The sequence below is a fragment of the Mastigocoleus testarum BC008 genome (assembly GCF_001456025.1).
Classification (GTDB): domain Bacteria; phylum Cyanobacteriota; class Cyanobacteriia; order Cyanobacteriales; family Nostocaceae; genus Mastigocoleus; species Mastigocoleus testarum.
In genome coordinates, this window is sequence record NZ_LMTZ01000100.1 from 23,600 (window position 1) to 45,305 (window position 21,706).

Below are 21,706 nucleotides of genomic sequence, written 5' to 3' on the forward strand. Positions count from 1 at the left end.
ATATAAAAAAGTTAATATAAATGAAATGAGAGTATCTTACTTAAGTTGTGTTTCTTATATTTTGCTCCCAATTCTTTTTACATGAATAATTTAATTTTAGTTGCTGATGATGATGTTTTAACAAGAATACATCTACGCGAACTACTAGAATATGCAGGTTATCAAGTAGTAGAAGCTAATGATGGCGAGCAAGCCTTAGTTATTTATAACCAATTAAAACCCAATCTAATTTTATTGGATGCGCTCATGCCAGTGATGGATGGCTTAACCTGTTGCGAGCGCTTACATAATCTTCCAGGGGGAGCAAACACCCCTGTACTAATTATAACGGCGATGTATGACGAAAAATCTGTAGAAAAAGCTTTTGCTGTTGGAGCCACAGATTACATTACCAAGCCAATTCAATGGTCAGTACTGCGCCAGCGAGTTCGCCGTTTATTAGATGCAAGTCTAATGATGCAAGAATTACGACAACAAACTCAGCAGGCTAAGGCGCGAGAAGTTAAGCTAAAAATGGCTTTATCTGCCGCATCTATGGGAACCTGGGATTGGAATATCCTCCGTAATAAGATTACCTGGTCAGGTAACAGAGAAGCATTGTCTGGTTTAGAAAAAGGTAGTTTTGATGGCTCTTACGAAACTTTTTTGTGCTGTATTTATCCTGAAGATCGCGAACGGGTCAATGATGCAATTCGTCGAGCAATAGAAAAGGGTACCGATTACGATCTGGAATATCGTATGGTTTTGCCGGATGGTAATATTCGTTGGGTATTCAGCAAAGGGGTGGTATTTCGTGATCGCTTGGGTGTAGCAGAAAGAATGTCTGGGGTAGATGTAGATATTACCGTTCGCAAACAAGCTGAATCAGCCTTAGAAGCATATGCAAATCGACAAGCACTTTTGGCTGAGTTGAGTCAAATGGCGTTAGCCGGAGTACAATTAGGTGCTCTCATGCAGAAAGCCACTAAATTGGTAGCTCAGTGCTTGAACGTTGAGTATTGTCAAGTATTGGAATTGCTCGATGATAGAAGTGCTTTTATTTTAAGAGCCGGTGTGGGTTGGGACAAAGGGGTTGTGGGTCACACAACAATCAAAAATGAGAAGGAATCTCAATCTGGGTATACTTTATCTAGTGAAGAAGCAGTAATAAGTGAAGATATTAATAGGGAAATACGATTTACAATCCCACAATTGCTTATTAATCATCAAGTTACTAGTAGTGTATGTGTAGCAATTAAAAGTAGGGGAACTCCCTTTGGTGTTTTAGGAACATACACGTCGGGAAGCCGTAGTTTTAGCAAAGATGATATTTATTTCTTACAAGCAACCGCAAATTTATTAGCAACAGCGATTGAACGCAAAGGTACCGAAGAAAAATTGCGTCAAAGTGAAAGACGTTTTCAAATCATTGCTCGTGCGACCAATGATACTGTTTGGGATTGGGATTTACAGACAAATCAAATTTCCTGGAATGAAAGCGTAAGAAAGATGTTTGGCTATTCACCCGAACAGTTAGAAGGTGACGCCGATTTGTGGTATGCACATATCCATCCAGAAGATAGAAATAAAATAATTCGCGATATTCATGCTTTTATTGATAGCGACCTACAGGATTGGTCAAATGAATATCGCTTTCGCTGTGCTGATGGCTCCTATGCTTATATTTTTGATCGCGGTTATGTCGTTCGCGATCGCAACGGCGAACCTTTGCGTATGATTGGAGCCATGATGGACATTGGCGATCGCAAACGGATTCAAGAGGAATTACAGCGTCAAAATTTGCGTTCAAAACTATTTGCAAATGTCACTTTAAAAATTCGTCAGTCTTTACAAGTAGATGAAATTTTACAAACCACAGTAACAGAGGTACAAAAATTACTTTATGCCGATAGAGTATTGATTTTACGCTTGCTTAGTGATAATTCAATTTTGGTAGTCAAGGAAGCTGTAGTTCCTGGTTTACCCGAGGTATTAGATCAAGATATTAATGACCCCTGTTTTGGCGAAAAGTATATTGAAAAATATAGTCAAGGGCGAATAAGTGCAATCGCAAATATAGAAAAATCAAATATTAAACCATGTCACGTCAAATTTTTGCAGCAGTTTGGTGTTAAAGCAAACTTAGTAGTACCAATACTTTTACCTGACGGAATTTGGGGTTTACTAGTTGCTCATCAATGTGCAAATCCTCGCGAATGGACGGATTGGGAAACTGAACTCCTGCGTCAGCTTGCAGACCAAATCGGAATAGCTATTTCCCAAGCTAAATTACTCGAGCAAGAAACCCGTCAACGTCAAGAACTCGCACGTTCAAACGAAGAATTACAGCAATTTGCTTTTATTGCTTCCCACGATTTACAAGAACCACTCCGAAAAATCAAAGCTTTTGGCGATCGCTTGCAAGTAAGTTGTCATGAATCCCTTTCTCCTCAAGGATTAGACTACTTACAAAGAATGCAAAATGCTGCTGGGAGAATGCAAAACCTAATCGAAGATTTGTTAGATTTATCCCGTATCACCACAAGAGCACAACCTTTTATAGCAGTAGATTTAACTCAAATTGTTGAAGGAGTTTTATCGGATTTAGAAATTAGGACTCAACAGACCCAAGCAAAGATAGAAATTGGAGAATTGAGCACAATTAACGCAGATCCTTTGCAAATTCGTCAGTTGCTACAAAATTTGATTGGTAATGCTTTAAAATTTCATCGCGATTCCGTTCCACCTTTAATCAATATATATTCCCAAGAAATAGAAACCGAAGAAGATTCACGCTGGTGTGAGATTGTTATAAAAGATAATGGAATTGGTTTTAACGAAAAATATCTCGACCGAATTTTTAATGTGTTTCAACGTTTGCACGGTCGCAGTGAATATGAAGGTACGGGAATGGGTTTAGCTATTTGTCGGAAAATTGTCGAACGTCATAAGGGTAAGATTACCGCCAAAAGCGAACTAGGAAAAGGAACCAGTTTTATTGTCACGTTACCGCTTTGATAGGGGATTGGTGAAAGTATGAGAAGTGTGGGAAGTATGGGAGGCTTGGAAAGTAGTGTAAGTTTAGGGATTAGATATTGAGAATAACATAATGAGAAATAACTCCTGACTCCTGACTCCTGACTTCTGACTCCTGACTCCTTACCCATGACCAATTCCCACTTCTATTATTTTGCTTACGGTTCCTGCATGTGTCCTGTGGATCTAAAACGGACAATGGGAGAAAAAATACATCCTTATGTGGTGGGTACGGGAATTCTGAAGAATTATAGATTGGGGTTTTATCGTTATTCTCCAACCCGTAAATGTGGTGTACTTGATGTAGTTCCAGACGCAAATAGTACGGTTCATGGAGTACTTTATCATTTACCCCAAAGATTGAGCGATCGCTTGGATCGAAGGGAAGGTTCTCCCCATGCTTATAAACAAGAATTTGTAGATATTTGCTTTCCAGGAAATAATCTAGAAAATACTTCAGAAAAAATCTACCGTCAGGTTCGCACTTACGTTGTAGTTAACAAATCACCAACGGAAGTTGCTCCCGATGATACCTATTTTAATGTTGTGTTACGTGGTGCTCTCACCTGTGGATTACCAGAGGAATATTGCTGGAATTTATTTACTAAGATGTACCAATTGCAATGTAGCAATAATAGTTTGATATCCCAATACAGTTATCCAGTTGTAGAGACGTTGCATGCAACGTCTCTACACACCCAAAATAATCACGAATTAACTTAATGCTTTTCTGCTTGCAAAATATACTTTTCTGTAATATGAATATCTCGAGGGGATGGAAACTAAAAGTAGTAGTCATATTTGTTTATAAAATTAATAATTATGATAAGTAAGTAGGCAAAAATAAACCTAACTATATAACAAAAGGTAAACAAGTCTGAAGTCCTTGCGATTGCTTTCTCCCAAAGGGAGACGCTACGCTAACGTTTCACTGCGTTCCACTCGCAATGACATACCTTAGTTTTTTAACGCCGACCTACTTAACTATTCAAACGGAATTTATATTATCTGTTCCCACCAACATCCACAGCGCATCAATACCATTGCCTACATATTCGGTATCTTGGTGCTGGAAAATCCATTCAATCACAGCAGGTTTAATATAGTTACAGTTTTTACCCAAGTTAGCCAAGGCATCAGCAGCACTCTCCCGCACGCTAAAATGCTCGTCCCCTAGTCTTGTTAACAGTGGTTGTACTATCTGAGGTGCACCATTGCCTGAATTACCTAAACCAATAGCAGCACCCACACGCACACTAAAATTCTTATCCTCTAGCCGTGCTAACATTAGTTCCAATATCTGGGGCACTTCATTAGCCAAATTCCCCAAGAAATAAGCAACATACATACGCACAACGGAATGCTCATCTTTTAGTCCTGCTAACAGTTGTTTTATTATCTGGGGTGTACCATAACCCAAGTGGCTCAAGGCAATAGCAGTACCTATACGCACATCGCAATACTCATCCCCTAGTCTTGCTAACAGTTGTTCTACTATCTGAGGTGACCCATTACCCAACCAACCCAAGGCAATCGCAGCATAAACACGCACACTAGGATTCCCATCTCCTAGTTGTGTTAACAAGGCTGATATCACCTCGGGCGAGCTATTACCCAAATTGCCCAAGGCATTAGCAGCATACATGCGCACAATAGAATGCTCATCCCTTAGCCGTGCTAACAGTGCTGATACCACTTCGGGCGACCTATTACCTAAATTGCCCAAAGCATTAACAACACGTCTACGCACATCAGGATCCTCATCATCTAGCTGTGCTAACAGTGGTTCTACGACGTGAGGTGCCCCATCACCTAATTCGCCTAAGGCAATAGCAGCATACTCGCGCAGCAGACCAGAATCCTCACATTTTAACGCTGCTAACAGTATTGATACCACCTCAGGTACCTCGTTACTCAATTTACCCAAGGCAATAGCAGCGCTCTGACACACATCAGAATAATCATCCACAAATAGCACCCATAGTGTTTCTACTGCCTCTTCTTTTTCCCCCAAAGCTGCACGATATTCCTGGAACCGCACTTTTTCCATCTGTTCTTCTGAATCTTTCAAAAGTTGTAGTGCTTCAGCTTCAAACTTACCTTCATTTAAACTGCGAAGGCTTTTGAAAACCTGTGCGCGGATTTTTCTACCTACCTGCTCATCACCACTAATTTCCAAATTAACTAATTGCTGCAAAATATCCGTCACCAAAGCATCATCTGCAACTTCTAAATCTTCCGCTAAACAGCTGCTTGCAAAAAATAGCTTTTGATGCAGCCATTGGTCGTGAGGTACAGGTTGCTCCAGAATATGCTTAATAGCTTTAGCAGCTTTTCTTGGCTTTTGCTGAGCAATTAACAGCAGCAATACCTCTCGCCAATGAGAGTCACAAAGATAGTTTTCAATATGTTCCAACACCACCTCAAATTCTTCATCTTCCTGACGGTAGCGGATATCTTCTGCTGCTAAATATTCCTGAAACGTCTTATGGACAAAAGCATAACAGTCTTGCCCTTGTTCGTTTAACAAACCTGTCCGTTCCCGAATATGTTCTACAAACCTTTGTGCTTCTGATTTAGCTCGATATTGCTCTAAGCGTTTTTGTTTGGCAATAAACTTGCTCAATTGACTAATTAATTGATCTTTATCAATTAGTGTCCCCCCTTCTGTATCTGCCGTACCTCCTTGGGTTTGAATCCAGTAAGCAAGTTGTTCCATCAAGCGGGGAATATCATCCCGATTCAGATATTCAAAAGGTAATTGATAATTCAGATCTTTATCTGCGTCCCAATTGGTTAACAGGGTATTAACCGCCCGGTCGTAAAGTTTGTAGCGTTGTCTGGGAAGATGGGCTTCATAACGATGAATTAGGGCAATAATAGTTAACAGCAGTGGATTGCGGGCTAATTCTTGGATGCGCTTTTGTTCTGCTAAAGCTTTTTGTAAACTTTCTTGCCTTCTAGTTGCTTCCGTTGGATCTTGAAAGCGGCTTTGATACCACTTCTGAGTGAATTCCTTGATTTTGCGTTCGTCAAACAACTGCAATTGATAGTGGGGAAACTCGTCTGTGTGGAAAAAGTCTTGGCGATACCCTGCTGGACGAGAGGTAATGATTGTTTTATTTGATGGAAATTGCTCTAAAAAACATTCAATCCGGTTAACAATTTCATATCGTTTTCCAGGGTTTGCAACCTCATCCAAACCATCGAGTAAAATTAATGCTTTACCGTCTTCTAGCCAATATTCAAAAAATCCCGGTGGTGGTGGTTGTTTAACCTGCAAATTACTGATAGCAAATTGGCGGATAAATTCTAAAATACTGAGATTATCTGCATGTCTAGCTAAATCCCGAATTCGAATTAAAATTGGTAACAAATTTTCTTCAGTCTCGAAATCTTCTTCCCACTGAAGTTTACTTTGAGCCAACATGACAGCAAAGTAGCTCATCAAAGTGGTTTTACCTGAGCCAGGTGCGCCCAGCAAAACAAATTTATGGGACTTACTTTTAGTCAATAATTCTTGCGCAGAAAACTTTCTGAGTCCACCTTCTTCCAGCTTTATGAGTTGTCGTTGTTCTTGTATTAATTCTGTTTGACGTTGATTAATATCTTGAGAGCGTGAAGCTTCTTCCACAAATACTAAATCCCGTCGCAATCTTGTAGATGAAATCTCTACAACATCAGGCATCACAAAGATTTGTGGTAACTTAATCCCTGTCTTATCTGTTTCCTGTCCTTCTACACCGATACCCGCAAATTTAACGTCATCAAAGTAATAAGATATTTGTTGAAGATAATTTACTTTGGCAATTTTAATGTTTAAATAGGCAGTAGTCTTAGCAAAATAAGTATCTATAAATTTTTTTAGCCAATTGTTAATGCTTTTTGGGGGGAATTTCCATCGATTATTCTCTTTTTCTATCCCTTCCCAAATTTCAATTAATAAATCTAAGTTAGGAGATGTTTTCTCCCGCAGTGGTTTTTGTAATTCTTCCAGAACCGATGTTTTTTGAAAAAAAGCAGTTAAAACATCTCGTTGTTGCTTATCATCGCAGTAAAAAAACAATTTTTGTTCGTAGGGTTGCTGTTCGTCCCATTCATGAGCAGCGATAATCCCGGCTTTTAAAGCTTTTTCAAAATCAGAAGGATTGAAAACACTGTTAACTTTAGCAATGAGTGGTTTTGCTACTGGAATTACTACCTTGAGTACAGTGCTGATCGTTCCTAAATCTAAGGGCATTTTTCTAGGAGCAGTGTTTTACAATGTATTTTATCTTACGCGTAACAAAATATCTTTCTTCCCATGTGAAGAGCAATATTATAAGAAGATTAACTCCTCATGTTTTTGTTTTTAGGATTTGAACACCATAGGCTACATAAATAGGAACACAAGGATATTATTTCCTGGTTCATTTTTAAACGTTTTGTTGCTCGCCCCTCACCTGTGTTTTAACAGAGGAATATTTCTGGAATTTATTTACTCATATAGACAAATTACAAAAGTACAAAAAATAGTCTTACATCGCAGTAAGTATCTATGTTCAGATATTATATTTTGTGAAAAAGTAAGCAGAGAATGGGAAAAAACATCTCCTAACCCAAAAATTTAGTACCACATGCAGGAGTTAACAAATTACTAACGCAAGTCGTCCCCGATAAACGCGAGGCGTTCCGCGTTCGCGATCGCACCTATTTTTCCCATTGTTATTCTGTGCTGCGCGTTGCTCTCACCTGCAATTTACCAAAGCAATATTGCTGTGAATCGTTGACTGAGATGTACAAATTACAACAATACCCAAAAAAGCCTAAAAGTATAAATAAATTCACCATTAGGTTGGGTAATATGACCCATTATTTTTTATCTTTGCTATTCACTCATTATGCTAGTTAAGGGAGACCTCATTGAAAAAATCCTCCCTTGGGGGAGGTTAGGAGGGGGTTGCACCTTGGAGGTTAGGAGGGGGTTAAAAATCTTGTGGGAAAAGATGTAATACCATAAATTTTCCTTGGGCTGCTGAGTGCAAGAACGCCCAAACAAAAAACCCCCGGTACCACTACCAGGGGCAAAATTAATTATTACCATTTCACCTGATGTTTGCCAAAGGACATTAAATCCTACAGATTTTTCCCCTAGGGGAAAAGTGTTTTGAGTAACGATTGCATTTTAGCGCAAAAATGGTGATTTGGTATAAATATTAGCTAACTCTTAGCTAACTCCAGCTAAAAGTAACTCGGCTTTTTCTGACTTATTGATAACTACTTGACCGTCATCATCAACATCAATGATTGCTGTGTCACCGGCTCCAACTTCACCGCCGAGAATTGCTTCCGCTAACGAATCTTCTAACAGTCGCATAATCGCCCGACGTAAAGGTCTTGCACCGTAACTAGGATCGTAACCTTCTTGAACAACACGTTCCTTGAAGCGTTCGGTAACCTCCAGAGTAATTTCCTTCTCTGTGAGACGGTTAATAATATCTTTCAGTAAGATGTCAGCAATTTGCTTGACTTCATCCTTATTAAGTTGAGTAAAGACGATAACTTCATCAAGTCTGTTGAGGAATTCTGGACGGAAGAAACCTTTAAGTTCTTCGTTCACCAAAGTTTTAATTCGGTTGTAGCTTGCATCGACTTCTGAATCTAACTCGAAGCCCAAACCACCACCACCTTTTTCGATCACTTTGGAACCAATATTAGAAGTCAAGATAATCAAAGTATTCTTGAAGTCCACTTTGCGTCCTTTGGCGTCGGTAAGATGTCCGTCATCCAAAATCTGTAGCAACATGTTGAATATATCGGGATGCGCTTTTTCGATTTCGTCGAAGAGCAACACGGTATAAGGTTTGCGCCGTACAGCTTCTGTCAATTGTCCGCCTTCATCGTATCCCACAAAACCAGGAGGGGAACCGATTAATTTGGAAACGGTATGACGTTCCATATACTCGGACATATCCAAGCGAATCATCGCATCTTCCGCACCGAAGAAATAAGCAGCTAAAGATTTCGCTAATTCTGTTTTACCAACACCCGTTGGACCAGAGAAAATAAAACTCGCAATGGGTCGGTTGGGATTTTTTAAACCGACACGAGCGCGTCGAACTGCTCGAGAAACAGCGGTAACAGCCTGGTCTTGACCGATTAGTCGTTCGTGCAATGTATCTTCGAGGTGGAGTAACATCTCCGACTCAGATTCTGTCAACTTATTGACAGGTACCCCGGTCCATGAAGCTACGATTTGAGCAATATCTTCTTCACTGACATTAGGAGTGCTAACAAACTGCTGATTTTCTGATTCTGATTGCAGCTTGGTTTCCAAATCTAATTCGCGATCGCGTAACTTACCAGCCTTATCAAAATCCTGGATTTGAACCGCTTCATGTTTGGCTTTTGCAACAGTTCTCAGTTCGCGCTTTAATTCCCGATTGGTAGAATTCATGGAATTACGCAATCTGACCCGAGAACCAGCCTCATCAATCAAGTCGATTGCTTTATCCGGTAAGAAGCGATCGCTAATGTAACGGTCTGATAATTCTGCAGCTGCGACCAAAGCGTCATCAGTAATAGTGACCTTATGATGTTGCTCGTAAGCACCGCGCAGACCTTGGAGAATTTGAATGGTATCTTCAACAGACGGTTCGCCAATCATAATTGGTTGGAAACGTCTTTCCAGGGCTGCATCGCCTTCAACATGCTTCCGGTACTCATCAAGGGTAGTTGCTCCCAAACATTGGAGTTCTCCCCGAGCTAAAGCGGGTTTGAGAATATTCGCAGCATCCATGCTACCTTCAATTCCACCAGCACCGACCACGGTATGAATTTCGTCAATAACGAGAATGATGTTCCCCTCAGAACGAATTTCTTCCATGATTTTCTTTAGGCGTTCCTCAAAATCACCACGGAAGCGGGTACCAGCCACTAATAACCCCATATCAAGGTTAAATACCTGTCTGTCAAACAAAACTTCAGGAACATCTTGATTGACAATCCGCTGGGCTAAACCTTCAGCGATCGCAGTTTTACCAACCCCTGGTTCGCCGATTAAGACGGGATTGTTTTTGGTTCGACGACCGAGAATTTGAATCGTGCGTTGAATTTCTTTTTGGCGACCAACAACGGGGTCGAGCTTACCTTCTTGGGCTAGTTTGGTGAGATTTCGACCAAAATCTTCTAAGGTTAGCTTTTTATTTCGTCTCGATCCCCCACTACCCGGGGTAACCGATACTGGTGCTTCTTCACCCAAATAACGAATTACAGCAGTGCGGATATCTTGAAGGTCTACACCTAAGTTTTGTAAAACCTTTGCAGCGACACCTTCTCCTGCTTCAGTTAAACCTAAAAGTAAATGTTCTGTACTAATGTAATTATGTCCCAGAGTCCGAGCTTCCTTAAATGACTGCTCAAACAAACTCTTGACTTTAGGAGTAAAAGGAATTTCCGGTGGAATAAAACCAGAACCCCGACCAATGATTTTTTCTACCTCAAGTCGGGAATCTTTGAGGGTTACCCCCAAGTCGGTCAGCACTTTTGCAGCAACCCCATTTCCTTCTCCCATCAAACCCAGGAGAATTTGTTCTGTTCCAACGAAGTTGTGTCCCAGTCGACGTGCTTCTTCCTGGGCGAGCATAACTACTTTAATAGCTTCGGAAGTGAAATGTTCAAACATATTGGGTTCTTGCTCCCTTGCTGAACGAGCTGGATGAGAGAAATTGACCCTCACCTTGAATATTTGTGTTTGTGTATTTTCTTAAGGATAATGTAACTTTATTAAAAGTAAGCTGACAGTGGGGAGAGCCGTAAGCACCCAGGTGTGGTAGCCGTCTTTTGGGCATAAATAGCCCTTGAATCGCTACTTCGCAGCTTAGAATCAATAAATTAACAACATATCCCCAACGGTAATTTTTAAGTATACAATCCAAAATTAAATATGAGCGAAACTAATAAAGACCAGCAACATCCACTTTATAATCGCGAACGTCCCTTGGTTGATAGTTTACTCAATCAAGAGGCAACCGACTACAATTTAGCAGAGTTGGCAAGGTTAAGAATTCGTTATTGTGGTTTTCCTGGCGCGAGGGATGTTCAAGAAAAATTAGACGGGATCATGAAACAGTGGGGGTTAACAGAAGAGGAACTTTTTGAAAAAACTCATATTATTCATCAAAAAGCCGGAATATATGAACTTCGCGGGAAAAAGAAAGAGGAGGATTGGAATTAGGGGTCAGTTATCAGTTAACAGTTAGCAGTTTATGGCTAACACCACGCCCTTACGGGCTACAATTGACAGTTAACAATTTGCCAATTCCATAAAATCTAATTCTCCTGTTTATTGCCTGTTTCCCGATATTTTTTGAGTTTTTGCCTTAAATTCTCTGATTTTTCCGAATTTAAGGAAGATGGAGAAATTTCTGGTGTAGAATTTTTATCTTTACTTTTTGTTTGGGGCTTAATTGTTTTAGTAGGAATTTTTGACTTTGACGGGGCTGATAACTCTTTATTTTGTTCTAATGCAATCCTAGAAACAGTACTTTGAGAATTTTGCAACGTCGTTTTCACCGATTCCAATTGTGACGCCACTTGAACCTGTTTCTCTATTGTTTGTGTGGAGGACACCAAGCCACTTAAACCACCAACGAGTTCTTTGAGATTTTGTCTAAACTTTGGGTCGCCCGTCAATTCATCCAAATCAGAAGTGATTTTCTGAGTATTTTCAAATGTAACTCGTGCTGAATCTAAGGTTTGTTGTAAAACTAACAGATTATTTGGTTCATTAAGTGTTTTAGTAACATCACGTAAATTTGCTGAGGCTTGGCTAGCATTAGCAGAAAGACTTTCTAAGTTTTGTACCAATTCCCCTTCAGTTAAACGGTTAATAGTCGGTGAAAGACTCTCAACTGTTTGACGTAGCTGCTGACTGGTTTGGGTCACATTATCTAACGCTGTTACTAAAGAGGAACGATTATTTGTCACTAAATCATCCACATTAGCCAACAAATTATTAACCTGTTTTGTTGTCAAACTAATATCTTTAGCGGTGTTACGAAATTCTTTTGCAACAGCACCAATTTCATTAGCTGTAGACCCAAATTGCTCGATCGCTTCATTGGTTGATGCAGTAACCTGTTTGGAAGCAGTTGCAACCGAACTTGCAGCAGAGGAAAAAGTATTTAGATCCTTTTGGCTTTCTCTAACTAATTTAGAAACATCTTTACTGAGTAACGTTAATTGTTCTGCAGCTTTAGAAGTATTTTGTAACGCATCATTGACGTTAGCATAAACACCCGGCTGGGAATAAAGCTTTGTGAACGCGCTACTAGAACGAATGAGTTCGTCAATATTAACGCCAATTTCACCTTTTAAACGGGAACCATTACAAACAATAAGTTTTTTATTACAACTTTCCTCTGAAGGTTTACCAAACTTTTGATTTGCGGGTAGCGATGCGTTAGGTGTTATGTCTATAATGCTTTCGCTAATTAACCCTGACTGATTGGCTTCTATCTTAGAATTTTTGGGGATAATTAAATTTGGATCGTTAATTTCAATTTCGACTTCAACATTATTTGGTCTGGGACGTACTTGAGCAATGTTACCAACCTTGACACCCCGATAACGAACTACGGCTCCTTTTTGCATTCCACCAGCATTTTTAAATTCCACAATTGCTTTGTAAGAATTACCAGCAGCAGTTAACCTGTTCAGCCATAAGATAACTATCCCAAATACACCTAGTCCTAGTAGGAGCAACAAGCCTACAGAACCTTCTCGAAATGCTCGCGTAGAAGCGAAGCTGTTAATTGAACTACCTCGCATTTTTCCTCCCCTCAAGATCTGGGATTTTAGATTTCAGACTCTAAAGCCCTAAGATTTACATATCATTCAAATTGACTTATCCAAATTGATTTATAAAAGTAGATTATTTATAAAAATAGATTTCTTATGAAAATAAATATCAGCTAGGTTTCATTTCTTCAATCCTAAACCTAAATCCAAAAATGCAATTCTAAAATTTTCGATTCTAGATTTGATTCTAGATTTGATTCTAAAGTTTCTAAATCTAGAATTTTCAAATCTAAAACCTCTAAACCTAAAAGTCTTAAATCTCAAAGTTCTAAATCTCAAAGTTCCAAATCTAAAATTCCGAAAACTAAAATTTTTAATCGTTTTTCGAAATTGTTAGTTATCCTGCAACTTGAATTGGACCATCAATATTTCCACTCATAAACTGCTTCATATAAGGATGATCAGTTGTATCGATTTCACTAACCGAACCTTGCCACTGTACTTTACCCTGATATAAAAATATAATTCTATCGGCTGTACGACGAATAGTACTTTCTTGGTGGGTCACAATGGCATAAGTGCTGCAAACCCCTTGCATTGATTGTAGATCCCGAATTAAATCTTCTATCACTGTTGAAGCAATTGGGTCAAGTCCAGCTGTCGGCTCATCATAAAGTAAAACTTCCGCTCCTTCTTTGGGAGCATCTGGATTAGACATAATGGCGCGAGCAAAACTGACTCGCTTTCGCATCCCACCGGAAAGTTCGGCTGGATAAAGGTTACCTATTCCAGGTAAGCCAACCATTTCGAGTTTTTTATTTACCAACTGACGAATACGTTCGGGCGATAACTGAGAATGCTGATATAGCAAAAATCCAATATTTTCTTCCACCGTTAGGGAATCAAATAATGCTGCTTGTTGAAAGACCATCCCGATACCAACTGGATCATCTTTTGTGTCTTCTATCAACCCTTGGCGTCGAACGCCTTGAACATAGATTTCACCTTCATCAACATTTGTGAGTCCAGCAATCAATCTTAATATAGTAGATTTACCAGTACCACTAGGACCGATAATTCCTAGCGCTTCTCCTCGGTAAATTTTTAAATCCAAACGGTCTAAAACTTTATTGCTACCAAAGGATTTAGAAACACCTTTTAATTCAATTAGCGGTTCGTTCATCGGTTAGTAGTTAATGGCGGTTAGCATTTATTTATTCAACAGTAAATTTTCTACGGAAAGTCGGATCGATGGCAAATCTGACTCAGTTTAGTTCTACGTGATGGAAGTAGCATTTTCCGTATACTGGTTTAGCTGCGAACGAGCAGGCTTCTGCGAATAATACTGCAAAAATGACTTCAAGATACAAAAACGATTAATTCCCCCTGCTTTCTAAGTGTTTTTGGATTTGTAGCACTACATAATTAAAGTTAGGAAATCGGTAAATCCCAAAAGCTAGATTTGTAAGCTTTTAACTTTTGTTAGGCTGATTACTGGCGCGTAGCGCCATAAAATGAATGGTTTTTTAACCAATTACCCATTACCCATTACCCATTACCCATTACCCATTACCCATTACCCATTACTTGTAACCTTCATGTATTGGATTGAATCCAAAATTAGCAATAAAAATCGAAGATTGGGAAAATAAATTTTGTTGGTACCGGTGTATGTAATTTATGGTAGCTATTCAAACCATAATTAACAGTGAAAAGCTAATAACTGACTAGATAATAAAAAGGTAAAAAATGCAAAACTTCGATGTCATAGTTATTGGTAGTGGAATTGGTGGTTTATGTGCTGGGTCCCTACTAGCTAGATATGGCAAAAAAACAATAGTGTGTGAAAGCCATAACATTGCTGGTGGAGCAGCCCATTGTTTCGGACGAAAAGGATTTAAATTTGATTCCGGACCTTCATTCTATTGTGGTTTAACTACCGCCAAAAGTTTGAACCCCGTAAAACAAATACTTGATGTTTTAGGAGAATCATTTACTGCTGTAAGTTACGATCCTTTGGGACATTATCACCTAGGCGATCGCACTTTTCCTGTATACAGCGATTCAGATATTTACCTTGAAGAAGTTGCTAAAATTACTACTTCAGGAGCAAAAGAATTAAAGTACTTTCAACATCGTCTTTTACCTTTATATGATGCGATGAAAGGAATTCCAGCCTTAGCATTACGCTCAGATTGGCAGTCATTTTTAATTTTATTTGGACGTTATCCAGAATACATGTTTAAAATGCTGCCCCATCTATCTTTAGTTAGAGCCTCTGTGGGTAATGTAATGGACGGGACAATTAAAGACCCATGGGTAAGAACACTAATTGATTTGGAGTGTTTTCTGTTATCAGGTCTAAAAGCTCGCGGGACCATTGCTCCAGAGGTCGCATTTATGCTGGGAGAGCGTTCCCGGGTTGGGGTGGAATACCCTGTAGGTGGGAGTGAGGCAATTATAAACGCTTTGGTACGAGGTCTCGAACGTTGGGGCGGTCAGTTACGTTTGGGAAGCCACGTGGAACAGATTTTAGTGGAAAATGGTAAAGCCTCAGGGGTACGCTTAAAAAATGGTGAAGTTCTCTTAGCACCGATAGTAATTTCCAATGCCAGTATTTGGGATACCTATACTAAGTTATTAGATCCTGAAGATTTACCTGATTCTTTCCGAAAAACTGCTTTAGCAACACCAGCAGTTGAAAGCTTTATGCATTTACACTTGGGTATTCGCGCCCAAGGTTTAGAAAATTTAACTGGACATCATGTAGTAGTCCACGATCCCAATCAAGATATAAGTACGCCGGGAAATACTTGTATGATATCAATTCCCAGTGTTTGGGATGCCGAGCTAGCACCAGAAGGATATCACGTCGTTCATGCATATACCTTGGAACCCTACACCGATTGGCAACGCGATCAAGATTACCAAACTCGAAAACAGGAAAAAGCCCAAACTCTTTATCGCGCAATCGAACGAGTAATACCGGATATCCGCGATCGCGTAGTTTTGAAGTTAATTGGTACCCCTCTGACCCACGCCCATTACTTAAGAAGATATCAAGGAACATATGGACCGGCGATTTCTGCGGGAAAAGGAACATTTCCTGGAAATCAAACCCCCATCAAAGGTTTATATCGAGTCGGTGATAGTACAATGCCGGGTATTGGAGTTCCAGCTGTCGCCGCTTCAGGGATTATGTGTGCTAACACCCTAGTAAAGCCCCAACAGACACTAGATATATTAAAAAGCGTGAATTATTAGAAGTTCATAGGTAGTAGCGCTTGAGTGCAAATCTAAAGCCCTACTACCAACTTTGTTCGTCCATTAAAAATAATCAAACAGGTTTGTAATTGCGCTTTAGCGCATAGAACATATATTAAATAGGGCTTCAACCTTATACAGATAAATAAATTAACTGCCAAAATTAAGGTTCGTAGTAGCGCTTTAGCGCTTTAATATCAAGACTTTACCGGGGCTATTAGCGTTAGCGTGTCCATCAGGACATAGCCCAACTACAAACCCATCAAAATTAATGTGGAGGACTACTAGTTTACAATATACAAAATAAATTATTAATTTTTATTAATTTTGGTGTAATATTATTTCATGAGGTTGAGTTTAAGAATTTCTTAAACTTGATCGAAGCTCTTAATAAATCGGCTTGGTAAAGTCTGCTTCTTTCTAGAAGCATTAGAAAGATATAAATTTCATGGCATTTTGGCAAATGCCTCAGCCTAAGGTTACTTTTTGCGGTATTGATGCGATCAATATGTATTCCTTATGTTTTAGGTATGGAGGGTAAAACTCTTTTTGATTGGGCTTGGGGAATTTCAAGGATATTCGAGTTTGATTTATGACTTTCTAAATTTATTATCAGTAATTCAAGATAATTAAAGAAAAATATTTAACTTTAAAAAGACTTTTCTGTAAGTGGAAATACAAAATCACTATCAGTAAATGTCGAGACAGATGATTGTTTAAACAACAGAAGTATTTTCCCCATGACAAATCAAAAAGTTTGTGATGTAGGGCTAAGTCAGAAGCTAGAAGTTTTGCAAAGAATTAGGAGTCATCTGTTAACCATTATTGGTCACGAGTTTTGGACTCCCTTATCAACCAGTCAAGTTTGTTTGGAAAGTTTGGCTGAAGAGCAATTGATACCTTCTGATTGTAGACAGATCATATTAGAAACTGCATTTAAGGATGTAGAGCGCTTGCGTCATCTGATCCAAACAACTCTTTCCATTTCCGACTTAAATTCCGAACAAGATTCTGAGTCGGAGGAATCTAAGCAGGATCCTGAATTTGAATTAGATTCTGAATTTGAACCAAAATCAATCGAGCAACATAACCAAGGCGAACAGTTTGCAGATGCTTCTGCATGCTGGAAAACCATAGCACTAGCTGATATTCTCGATCGCTTCGAGACGCTTTCAGGGAACGCGGAACGCCTAAGAGGCGTTTATCGCACTCAACCAAGAGTATTACAGCAAAACCCGTGTAAACTATTTATAACCCCAGAACAAAACATCGAGTTATGCTCCGGCTTGAGTGAGGATAAATCGTCTGCTGAGCTTCAAGACTCCAATCCCTGCGATGATTTAGAGATTTTAGAGCATACTCGAAAAAATCTGATTGCAATTGTCGGTCATGAATTGCGTACTCCTTTATGTACTATTCAAATTTGCTTGGAAAGTTTGATTAGAGAACCGACCATGGCTCCAGAGTATCAGCAAGTAATGCTGGAAATTGCACTTGGAGATATAGAACGCTTAAGACAGTTAATTCAAGATTTTTTTCTTCTTCTACGATTAGAAAATGGACAACTTTACCACCGTCCAGATTTTATTGAATTCCAAGAAGTTATAGATATTGCTTTAAGCAGCTTGAGAGCAAATGTCAAAGAGTGTCATCTACCTCAAGTTACAGCAGACATTCCACCAAACTTACCAAAAATTCAAGTTGATGGGGACAGACTCGTTGAAGCGTTAATTAAATTGATTGACAATGCTTATAAATTTACAGATATTGATGGAACTATCAACATTCAAGTCAAAATAAATCAAGCAAAAGTTGATAATGAGAAATCCATCTCAAATGATTCCAAGATCGTGTTAGAAGTAGTTGTAGCTGACACTGGTAGAGGAATTGCACCCGATAATTTAGAAGCCGTATTTAATCACTTTTACCAAGAAGAAGATTCTTTAAGGCGTAGTGTTGGCGGTACTGGTATTGGTTTAGCAATTTGTCGCTACATAGTACACAGTTTAGGAGGAGAGATTTGGGCTTCTTCGGAAGGGAAGCATAAAGGAACCCAAATTCACTTTACTGTTCCAGTAGGACAACCCTAGATTAGTAATGATTGTTTATTTTGACTCCCGTTTTAGGGAAGTGTGGGAAGTGTGGGAAGTGTGGGAAGTGTGGGAAGTCTAGTGATTAGTGACTCTTAACTCCTGACCTCTGACCTCTGACTTCTGACTTCTGACTCCTGACTCCTGATTCCTGACTTCTGAAACCTTAACACCAAGTTCTCATCACCTTTCCTTTCAATTTTTGTCCGAGCCAAGGGGTATTCTTAGAAAGAGTATAAAGATTTTGAGTATCTACTTTCCAAATTTTTTCTGGATTAAATAAGGTTAATTCAGCTTTTTGACCGGGAAATATTGCTGGAGAATCTTGATTTAAGCATTCTGCAGGACCCTTAGAAAGTGCTTTCCATAATTCCAAGGCTGTGAATTTATTAGTTTCTACTAAATTTTCCCAGAGTAAAGCTAACACTAATTCCAAACCAATAGCTCCTGGAGGCGCTTCAGAAAATGATACAGTTTTTTCTTCGTAACTGTAAGGGCTATGGTCGATCGCAATTCCATCAATGATACCTGTTCTTACTCCCTGCCTTAAAGCAATTAAATCCTCTGGGTTACCTAAAGGTGGTTCTAAATGTAAGTTTTGATTATAACTTTCAATAGATGATGTATCGAGCAAAAGATGCATCCAAGTTGTACTAGCAGTAACTGGTAAGCCTTTTTGCTTCGCTGCAGCTATTAATTCAACACTTCGGGCTGTTGATATGCGCATCAAATGTACCGGAGTTTCCGTTGTAGCGACTAATTCCAATAAAGCTGCTAAAGCAGTAGTTTCTGAAATTGCTGGGTTTCCTGGTAAACCAAAACGAATAGAATATTTTCCTTCCCGCATTACCCCACTAGATGCTAAATTGCGATCGCAAGGCCAAATTGCAATCGGTTTATTCATAGGCTTGAGGTATTCTAGGATTCTTCGTAGTAAACCTAGATTTTCTAAGGGTTTACCATCGGCAAAACCTACCACCCCCACAGCAGCTAAATCTGCAACTTCCACCATTTGCTTACCCGCGACATCCAAAGTTAAAGCGCCCCAAATATTCAGACGAGGAAATGAGGTCATGGTAAGTAAGGAAGAAGCAACAAATCTGTTTTCCAATTGATTCCTACTTAAGGGGCTGTTCAAATCATTACTTTTTTGCAGTAGCTGACCCACCAAAGCAGAATTATCAATGGGAGGAGATGTATCCGGTAAAATGCTAACTCTGGTAAAACCCCCAGCAGCAGCAGCCAGTAAAAGTGAATTTAGGGTATCTCTTTGTTCCCGTCCAGGCTCCCCAGAATGGCTATATAAATCTATTAAACCCGTACCAAGAATTAATCCGCGAGCATCATGTATTTTCGTATCAATTGCAATATCTGAAATAATTTCAGAAATCGTTTCAATATAACCATCGACGATCAATACATCTGCAACTTTATCAGTTTGAGAAACAGGATCTATAATCCTTACTTGTTGAAGTAATTCTGTTGTCATTTTGGCTATCAGCAGCTCAGAGTTCGGCTTTTGTGTAAGTAATTGTACTTTTTTTCTGGGTTACAGGATGATTGACAGATTATTGCCAGATTATTAAAGGCTCGAGTCTGAACGCTGTGTAGCCATATTTGATGTTGTAATTTTTGGTATCATAAGCGGTCTGCTCCGCAAGCAGCGTAGCCTATCGCAACCACAAAAAATATGTAGTTTTTATAACTAGATTTCTTCAGCAAAATGAGCGTTAATATTCATGGCTTGCAATACCGGCAATCCACTTAATCCACGAGGGTAATCTATAACAGTCAAAGCAGCATTGTCATTTTTGATAGACCAAAATTTCTCCGGTGATAGTCCTAGAATATGACAAATTAAGGCTTGATTGATATCACCGTGGGCAAATACAATTCCAGTCGAATATTGTTTTTCTAATGCTGTTTTTACGATTGAGAGCCAGCAGTTATGACTGCGTTCCCATAATTGTTGCAGATTCTCTCCTTGTGGCATTTGTACTTCTGCTGGAACTGTTCGCCAGCGTTGTAACTCTCCTGGGTATTCTCGGTCGATTTCTACTTCAGTTTTTCCTTGCCACAAACCATGATTAATCTCTTGTAAATTTTGGAGTAATTCCAATTTTACATTTTGGTGATGCTGCAAAATAATTTCTGCAGTTTCCCTGGCTCTTTCCATGGAACTGCTACAGGCAAAATCAATATTTTCTGTTTGTAAAAATGCTGCTGTTTTTTCAGCCTGCGATTTTCCCACATCATTTAAAGGTACATCAATTTGTCCCTGAAATTTGTTGAGATTATTCCATTGGGTTTCCCCATGACGCACTAAAAATAACCTTACACCTTGATGATTGGGTCGTAAGGAAGGACAAACTTCTCCCAAATGCTGAGTTTGATTTAAAGATTCTAGTTCTACAGAGCCTTCCAAACCCTCAGCAAAATTAAGTACGCTAAAACCACAGTTTGATTGTTGAATGGAGTGGTAAAGTTCTGGAGAAATTCCCAGAGCAGTGCTTATCAAAGCACGATTGATTCCATTGTGAGCAACTATCATTAAGTTTCGGTCGCCCCGATACAATGGGAGAATATCTTGCCAAAATTTCTTTGCTTGCTCGTATAAAGCTAAAACGGGAAAATATTCTTCTTCTTTTCCTGCTTTTTGAATTCGCATTAGCAGTTTATGAGGAGTTTCTTTCCAGATGCGATATTCTTCGGCAAAAATTTCCCTCACTTCACTATTGAGCATCCCCTCCCAAAGAGGTAAATGAACCTCAATTAATTTTTCATGACTACAAATTTTCTTTGGTTCTTTATTTGCTGTAACTAGTTGAGATTTAATAATCTCTGCTGTCTGCGTAGCTCTTGTCAGGGAACTATGATAAATCGCATCAAAATAAATATTACTTAGAGCTTTACCTACTTTGGCAGCATCATTACAGCCCTTTTGTGTTAATTCGGATGCATCGGTACGTCCTTGAATTCGTCTAACAATGTTATAAGTGCTTTGACCGTGACGGACGATGATGACACGAGTCATCGACAGTTATCTCCTACTATTTGAAATCCAGACGGATGCTGACGAGCAAACCAGAAGGTTGAGAATGTGCAAGTCATAACATCTGCCCTGGTTAATAATTTAACTGGTGATGAGCACAGATTGAGCTTCTAGTGTACACTTTTCATGCTGTTTACTATTATTTTCTACCTTTAAGAATAGCACCATCGTAGCGGTATTGTTGATTTTACAGTGATATTCACGTTCAACTAATAAAGATTTTACACGTACACACTGAAAATAAAAAAATGGAGAGCCGCTTGGGGCAACTCTCCAGATCATCAGGGTGCATCTACTAAGCATAGTATAGCACTTTTGGGATGAGGGGCAATACCCCTCAATAAAATATTTTTTGTGAATGTATTATTAAGAACTTTAAGAGAATATACTTATCACTTAAATTTTGCTCGGTTAAATTCAGGGATTGCTCGTAGTTAAAGGAAAAACCGACTTCTTTATTGTTTGTAAGTTGGAAATTTTAGCTTTAAATAAATAGCTTTAAAAA

General features: G+C 39.1%; 11 protein-coding genes. 5 read left to right on the forward strand and 6 right to left on the reverse strand.

Annotated features, from left to right (window positions below; all coding sequences use genetic code 11):
- The first annotated feature begins 81 nt into the window (after positions 1 to 81).
- Together BC008_RS22945 and BC008_RS22950 are read left to right on the forward strand one after the other, a co-directional pair.
- Positions 82 to 2,997 carry a PAS domain-containing protein gene (locus BC008_RS22945; protein ID WP_027845679.1) on the forward strand — a complete coding sequence of 972 codons (2,916 nt, stop codon included), beginning with the start codon at positions 82 to 84 and terminating at the stop codon, positions 2,995 to 2,997.
- Positions 2,998 to 3,144: 147 nt separating this feature from the next.
- A complete protein-coding gene (locus BC008_RS22950) occupies positions 3,145 to 3,738 on the forward strand; it encodes a gamma-glutamylcyclotransferase (protein ID WP_072207751.1) in 594 nt (197 codons plus the stop codon).
- Between the two features lie 265 nt (positions 3,739 to 4,003).
- On the opposite strand, the gene BC008_RS22955 is transcribed toward BC008_RS22950, so the two are convergent.
- Positions 4,004 to 7,255 (reverse strand): HEAT repeat domain-containing protein, encoded by a 3,252-nt coding sequence (locus BC008_RS22955; protein WP_027845314.1) that lies wholly within the window; start codon positions 7,253 to 7,255, stop codon positions 4,004 to 4,006.
- A gap of 966 nt (positions 7,256 to 8,221) precedes the next feature.
- Complete coding sequence (locus tag BC008_RS22965) at positions 8,222 to 10,678, reverse strand: ATP-dependent Clp protease ATP-binding subunit (protein WP_027845315.1); 2,457 nt, start codon at positions 10,676 to 10,678, stop codon at positions 8,222 to 8,224.
- 261 nt (positions 10,679 to 10,939) lie between these two features.
- Between BC008_RS22965 and BC008_RS22970 the strand changes: the two genes are divergently transcribed.
- Entirely contained in the window at positions 10,940 to 11,230 is a 291-nt protein-coding gene (locus BC008_RS22970) for a DUF3288 family protein (RefSeq protein WP_027845316.1), read from the forward strand.
- Positions 11,231 to 11,325: 95 nt separating this feature from the next.
- Here the strand turns inward: BC008_RS22970 and BC008_RS22975 are convergent, their stop codons facing one another.
- Positions 11,326 to 12,825: an MlaD family protein gene (locus BC008_RS22975; RefSeq protein WP_027845317.1), complete on the reverse strand. Its 1,500-nt coding sequence runs from the start codon at positions 12,823 to 12,825 to the stop codon at positions 11,326 to 11,328.
- Between the two features lie 367 nt (positions 12,826 to 13,192).
- Positions 13,193 to 13,978, reverse strand: coding sequence for an ABC transporter ATP-binding protein (locus BC008_RS22980; protein ID WP_027845318.1), 786 nt, complete (start codon positions 13,976 to 13,978; stop codon positions 13,193 to 13,195).
- Positions 13,979 to 14,544: 566 nt separating this feature from the next.
- On the opposite strand from BC008_RS22980, the gene BC008_RS22985 reads away from it, so the two are divergent.
- Positions 14,545 to 16,059, forward strand: coding sequence for a phytoene desaturase family protein (locus BC008_RS22985; RefSeq protein WP_027846963.1), 1,515 nt, complete (start codon positions 14,545 to 14,547; stop codon positions 16,057 to 16,059).
- A gap of 740 nt (positions 16,060 to 16,799) precedes the next feature.
- A complete protein-coding gene (locus BC008_RS22990) occupies positions 16,800 to 18,149 on the forward strand; it encodes an ATP-binding protein (RefSeq protein WP_058183885.1) in 1,350 nt (449 codons plus the stop codon).
- A 166-nt stretch (positions 18,150 to 18,315) separates the two neighbouring features.
- On the opposite strand, the gene BC008_RS22995 is transcribed toward BC008_RS22990, so the two are convergent.
- The gene (locus tag BC008_RS22995) at positions 18,316 to 19,638 is read right to left on the reverse strand and encodes a dihydroorotase (RefSeq protein ID WP_027845092.1); all 1,323 of its coding nucleotides are present in this window, start codon (positions 19,636 to 19,638) and stop codon (positions 18,316 to 18,318) included.
- Between the two features lie 216 nt (positions 19,639 to 19,854).
- Positions 19,855 to 21,183: a histidine phosphatase family protein gene (locus BC008_RS23000; protein ID WP_027845091.1), complete on the reverse strand. Its 1,329-nt coding sequence runs from the start codon at positions 21,181 to 21,183 to the stop codon at positions 19,855 to 19,857.
- Positions 21,184 to 21,706: the final 523 nt, after the last annotated feature.

Bases quoted from the DNA above. Each gene is read 5' to 3' on its own strand.
- BC008_RS22945 (WP_027845679.1), top strand. From the start codon at position 82: ATGAATAATTTAATTTTAGTTGCTGATGATGATGTTTTAACAAGAATA.
- BC008_RS22950 (WP_072207751.1), top strand. From the start codon at position 3,145: ATGACCAATTCCCACTTCTATTATTTTGCTTACGGTTCCTGCATGTGT.
- BC008_RS22955 (WP_027845314.1), bottom strand. From the start codon at position 7,255: ATGCCCTTAGATTTAGGAACGATCAGCACTGTACTCAAGGTAGTAATT.
- BC008_RS22965 (WP_027845315.1), bottom strand. From the start codon at position 10,678: ATGTTTGAACATTTCACTTCCGAAGCTATTAAAGTAGTTATGCTCGCC.
- BC008_RS22970 (WP_027845316.1), top strand. From the start codon at position 10,940: ATGAGCGAAACTAATAAAGACCAGCAACATCCACTTTATAATCGCGAA.
- BC008_RS22975 (WP_027845317.1), bottom strand. From the start codon at position 12,825: ATGCGAGGTAGTTCAATTAACAGCTTCGCTTCTACGCGAGCATTTCGA.
- BC008_RS22980 (WP_027845318.1), bottom strand. From the start codon at position 13,978: ATGAACGAACCGCTAATTGAATTAAAAGGTGTTTCTAAATCCTTTGGT.
- BC008_RS22985 (WP_027846963.1), top strand. From the start codon at position 14,545: ATGCAAAACTTCGATGTCATAGTTATTGGTAGTGGAATTGGTGGTTTA.
- BC008_RS22990 (WP_058183885.1), top strand. From the start codon at position 16,800: ATGACAAATCAAAAAGTTTGTGATGTAGGGCTAAGTCAGAAGCTAGAA.
- BC008_RS22995 (WP_027845092.1), bottom strand. From the start codon at position 19,638: ATGACAACAGAATTACTTCAACAAGTAAGGATTATAGATCCTGTTTCT.
- BC008_RS23000 (WP_027845091.1), bottom strand. From the start codon at position 21,183: ATGACTCGTGTCATCATCGTCCGTCACGGTCAAAGCACTTATAACATT.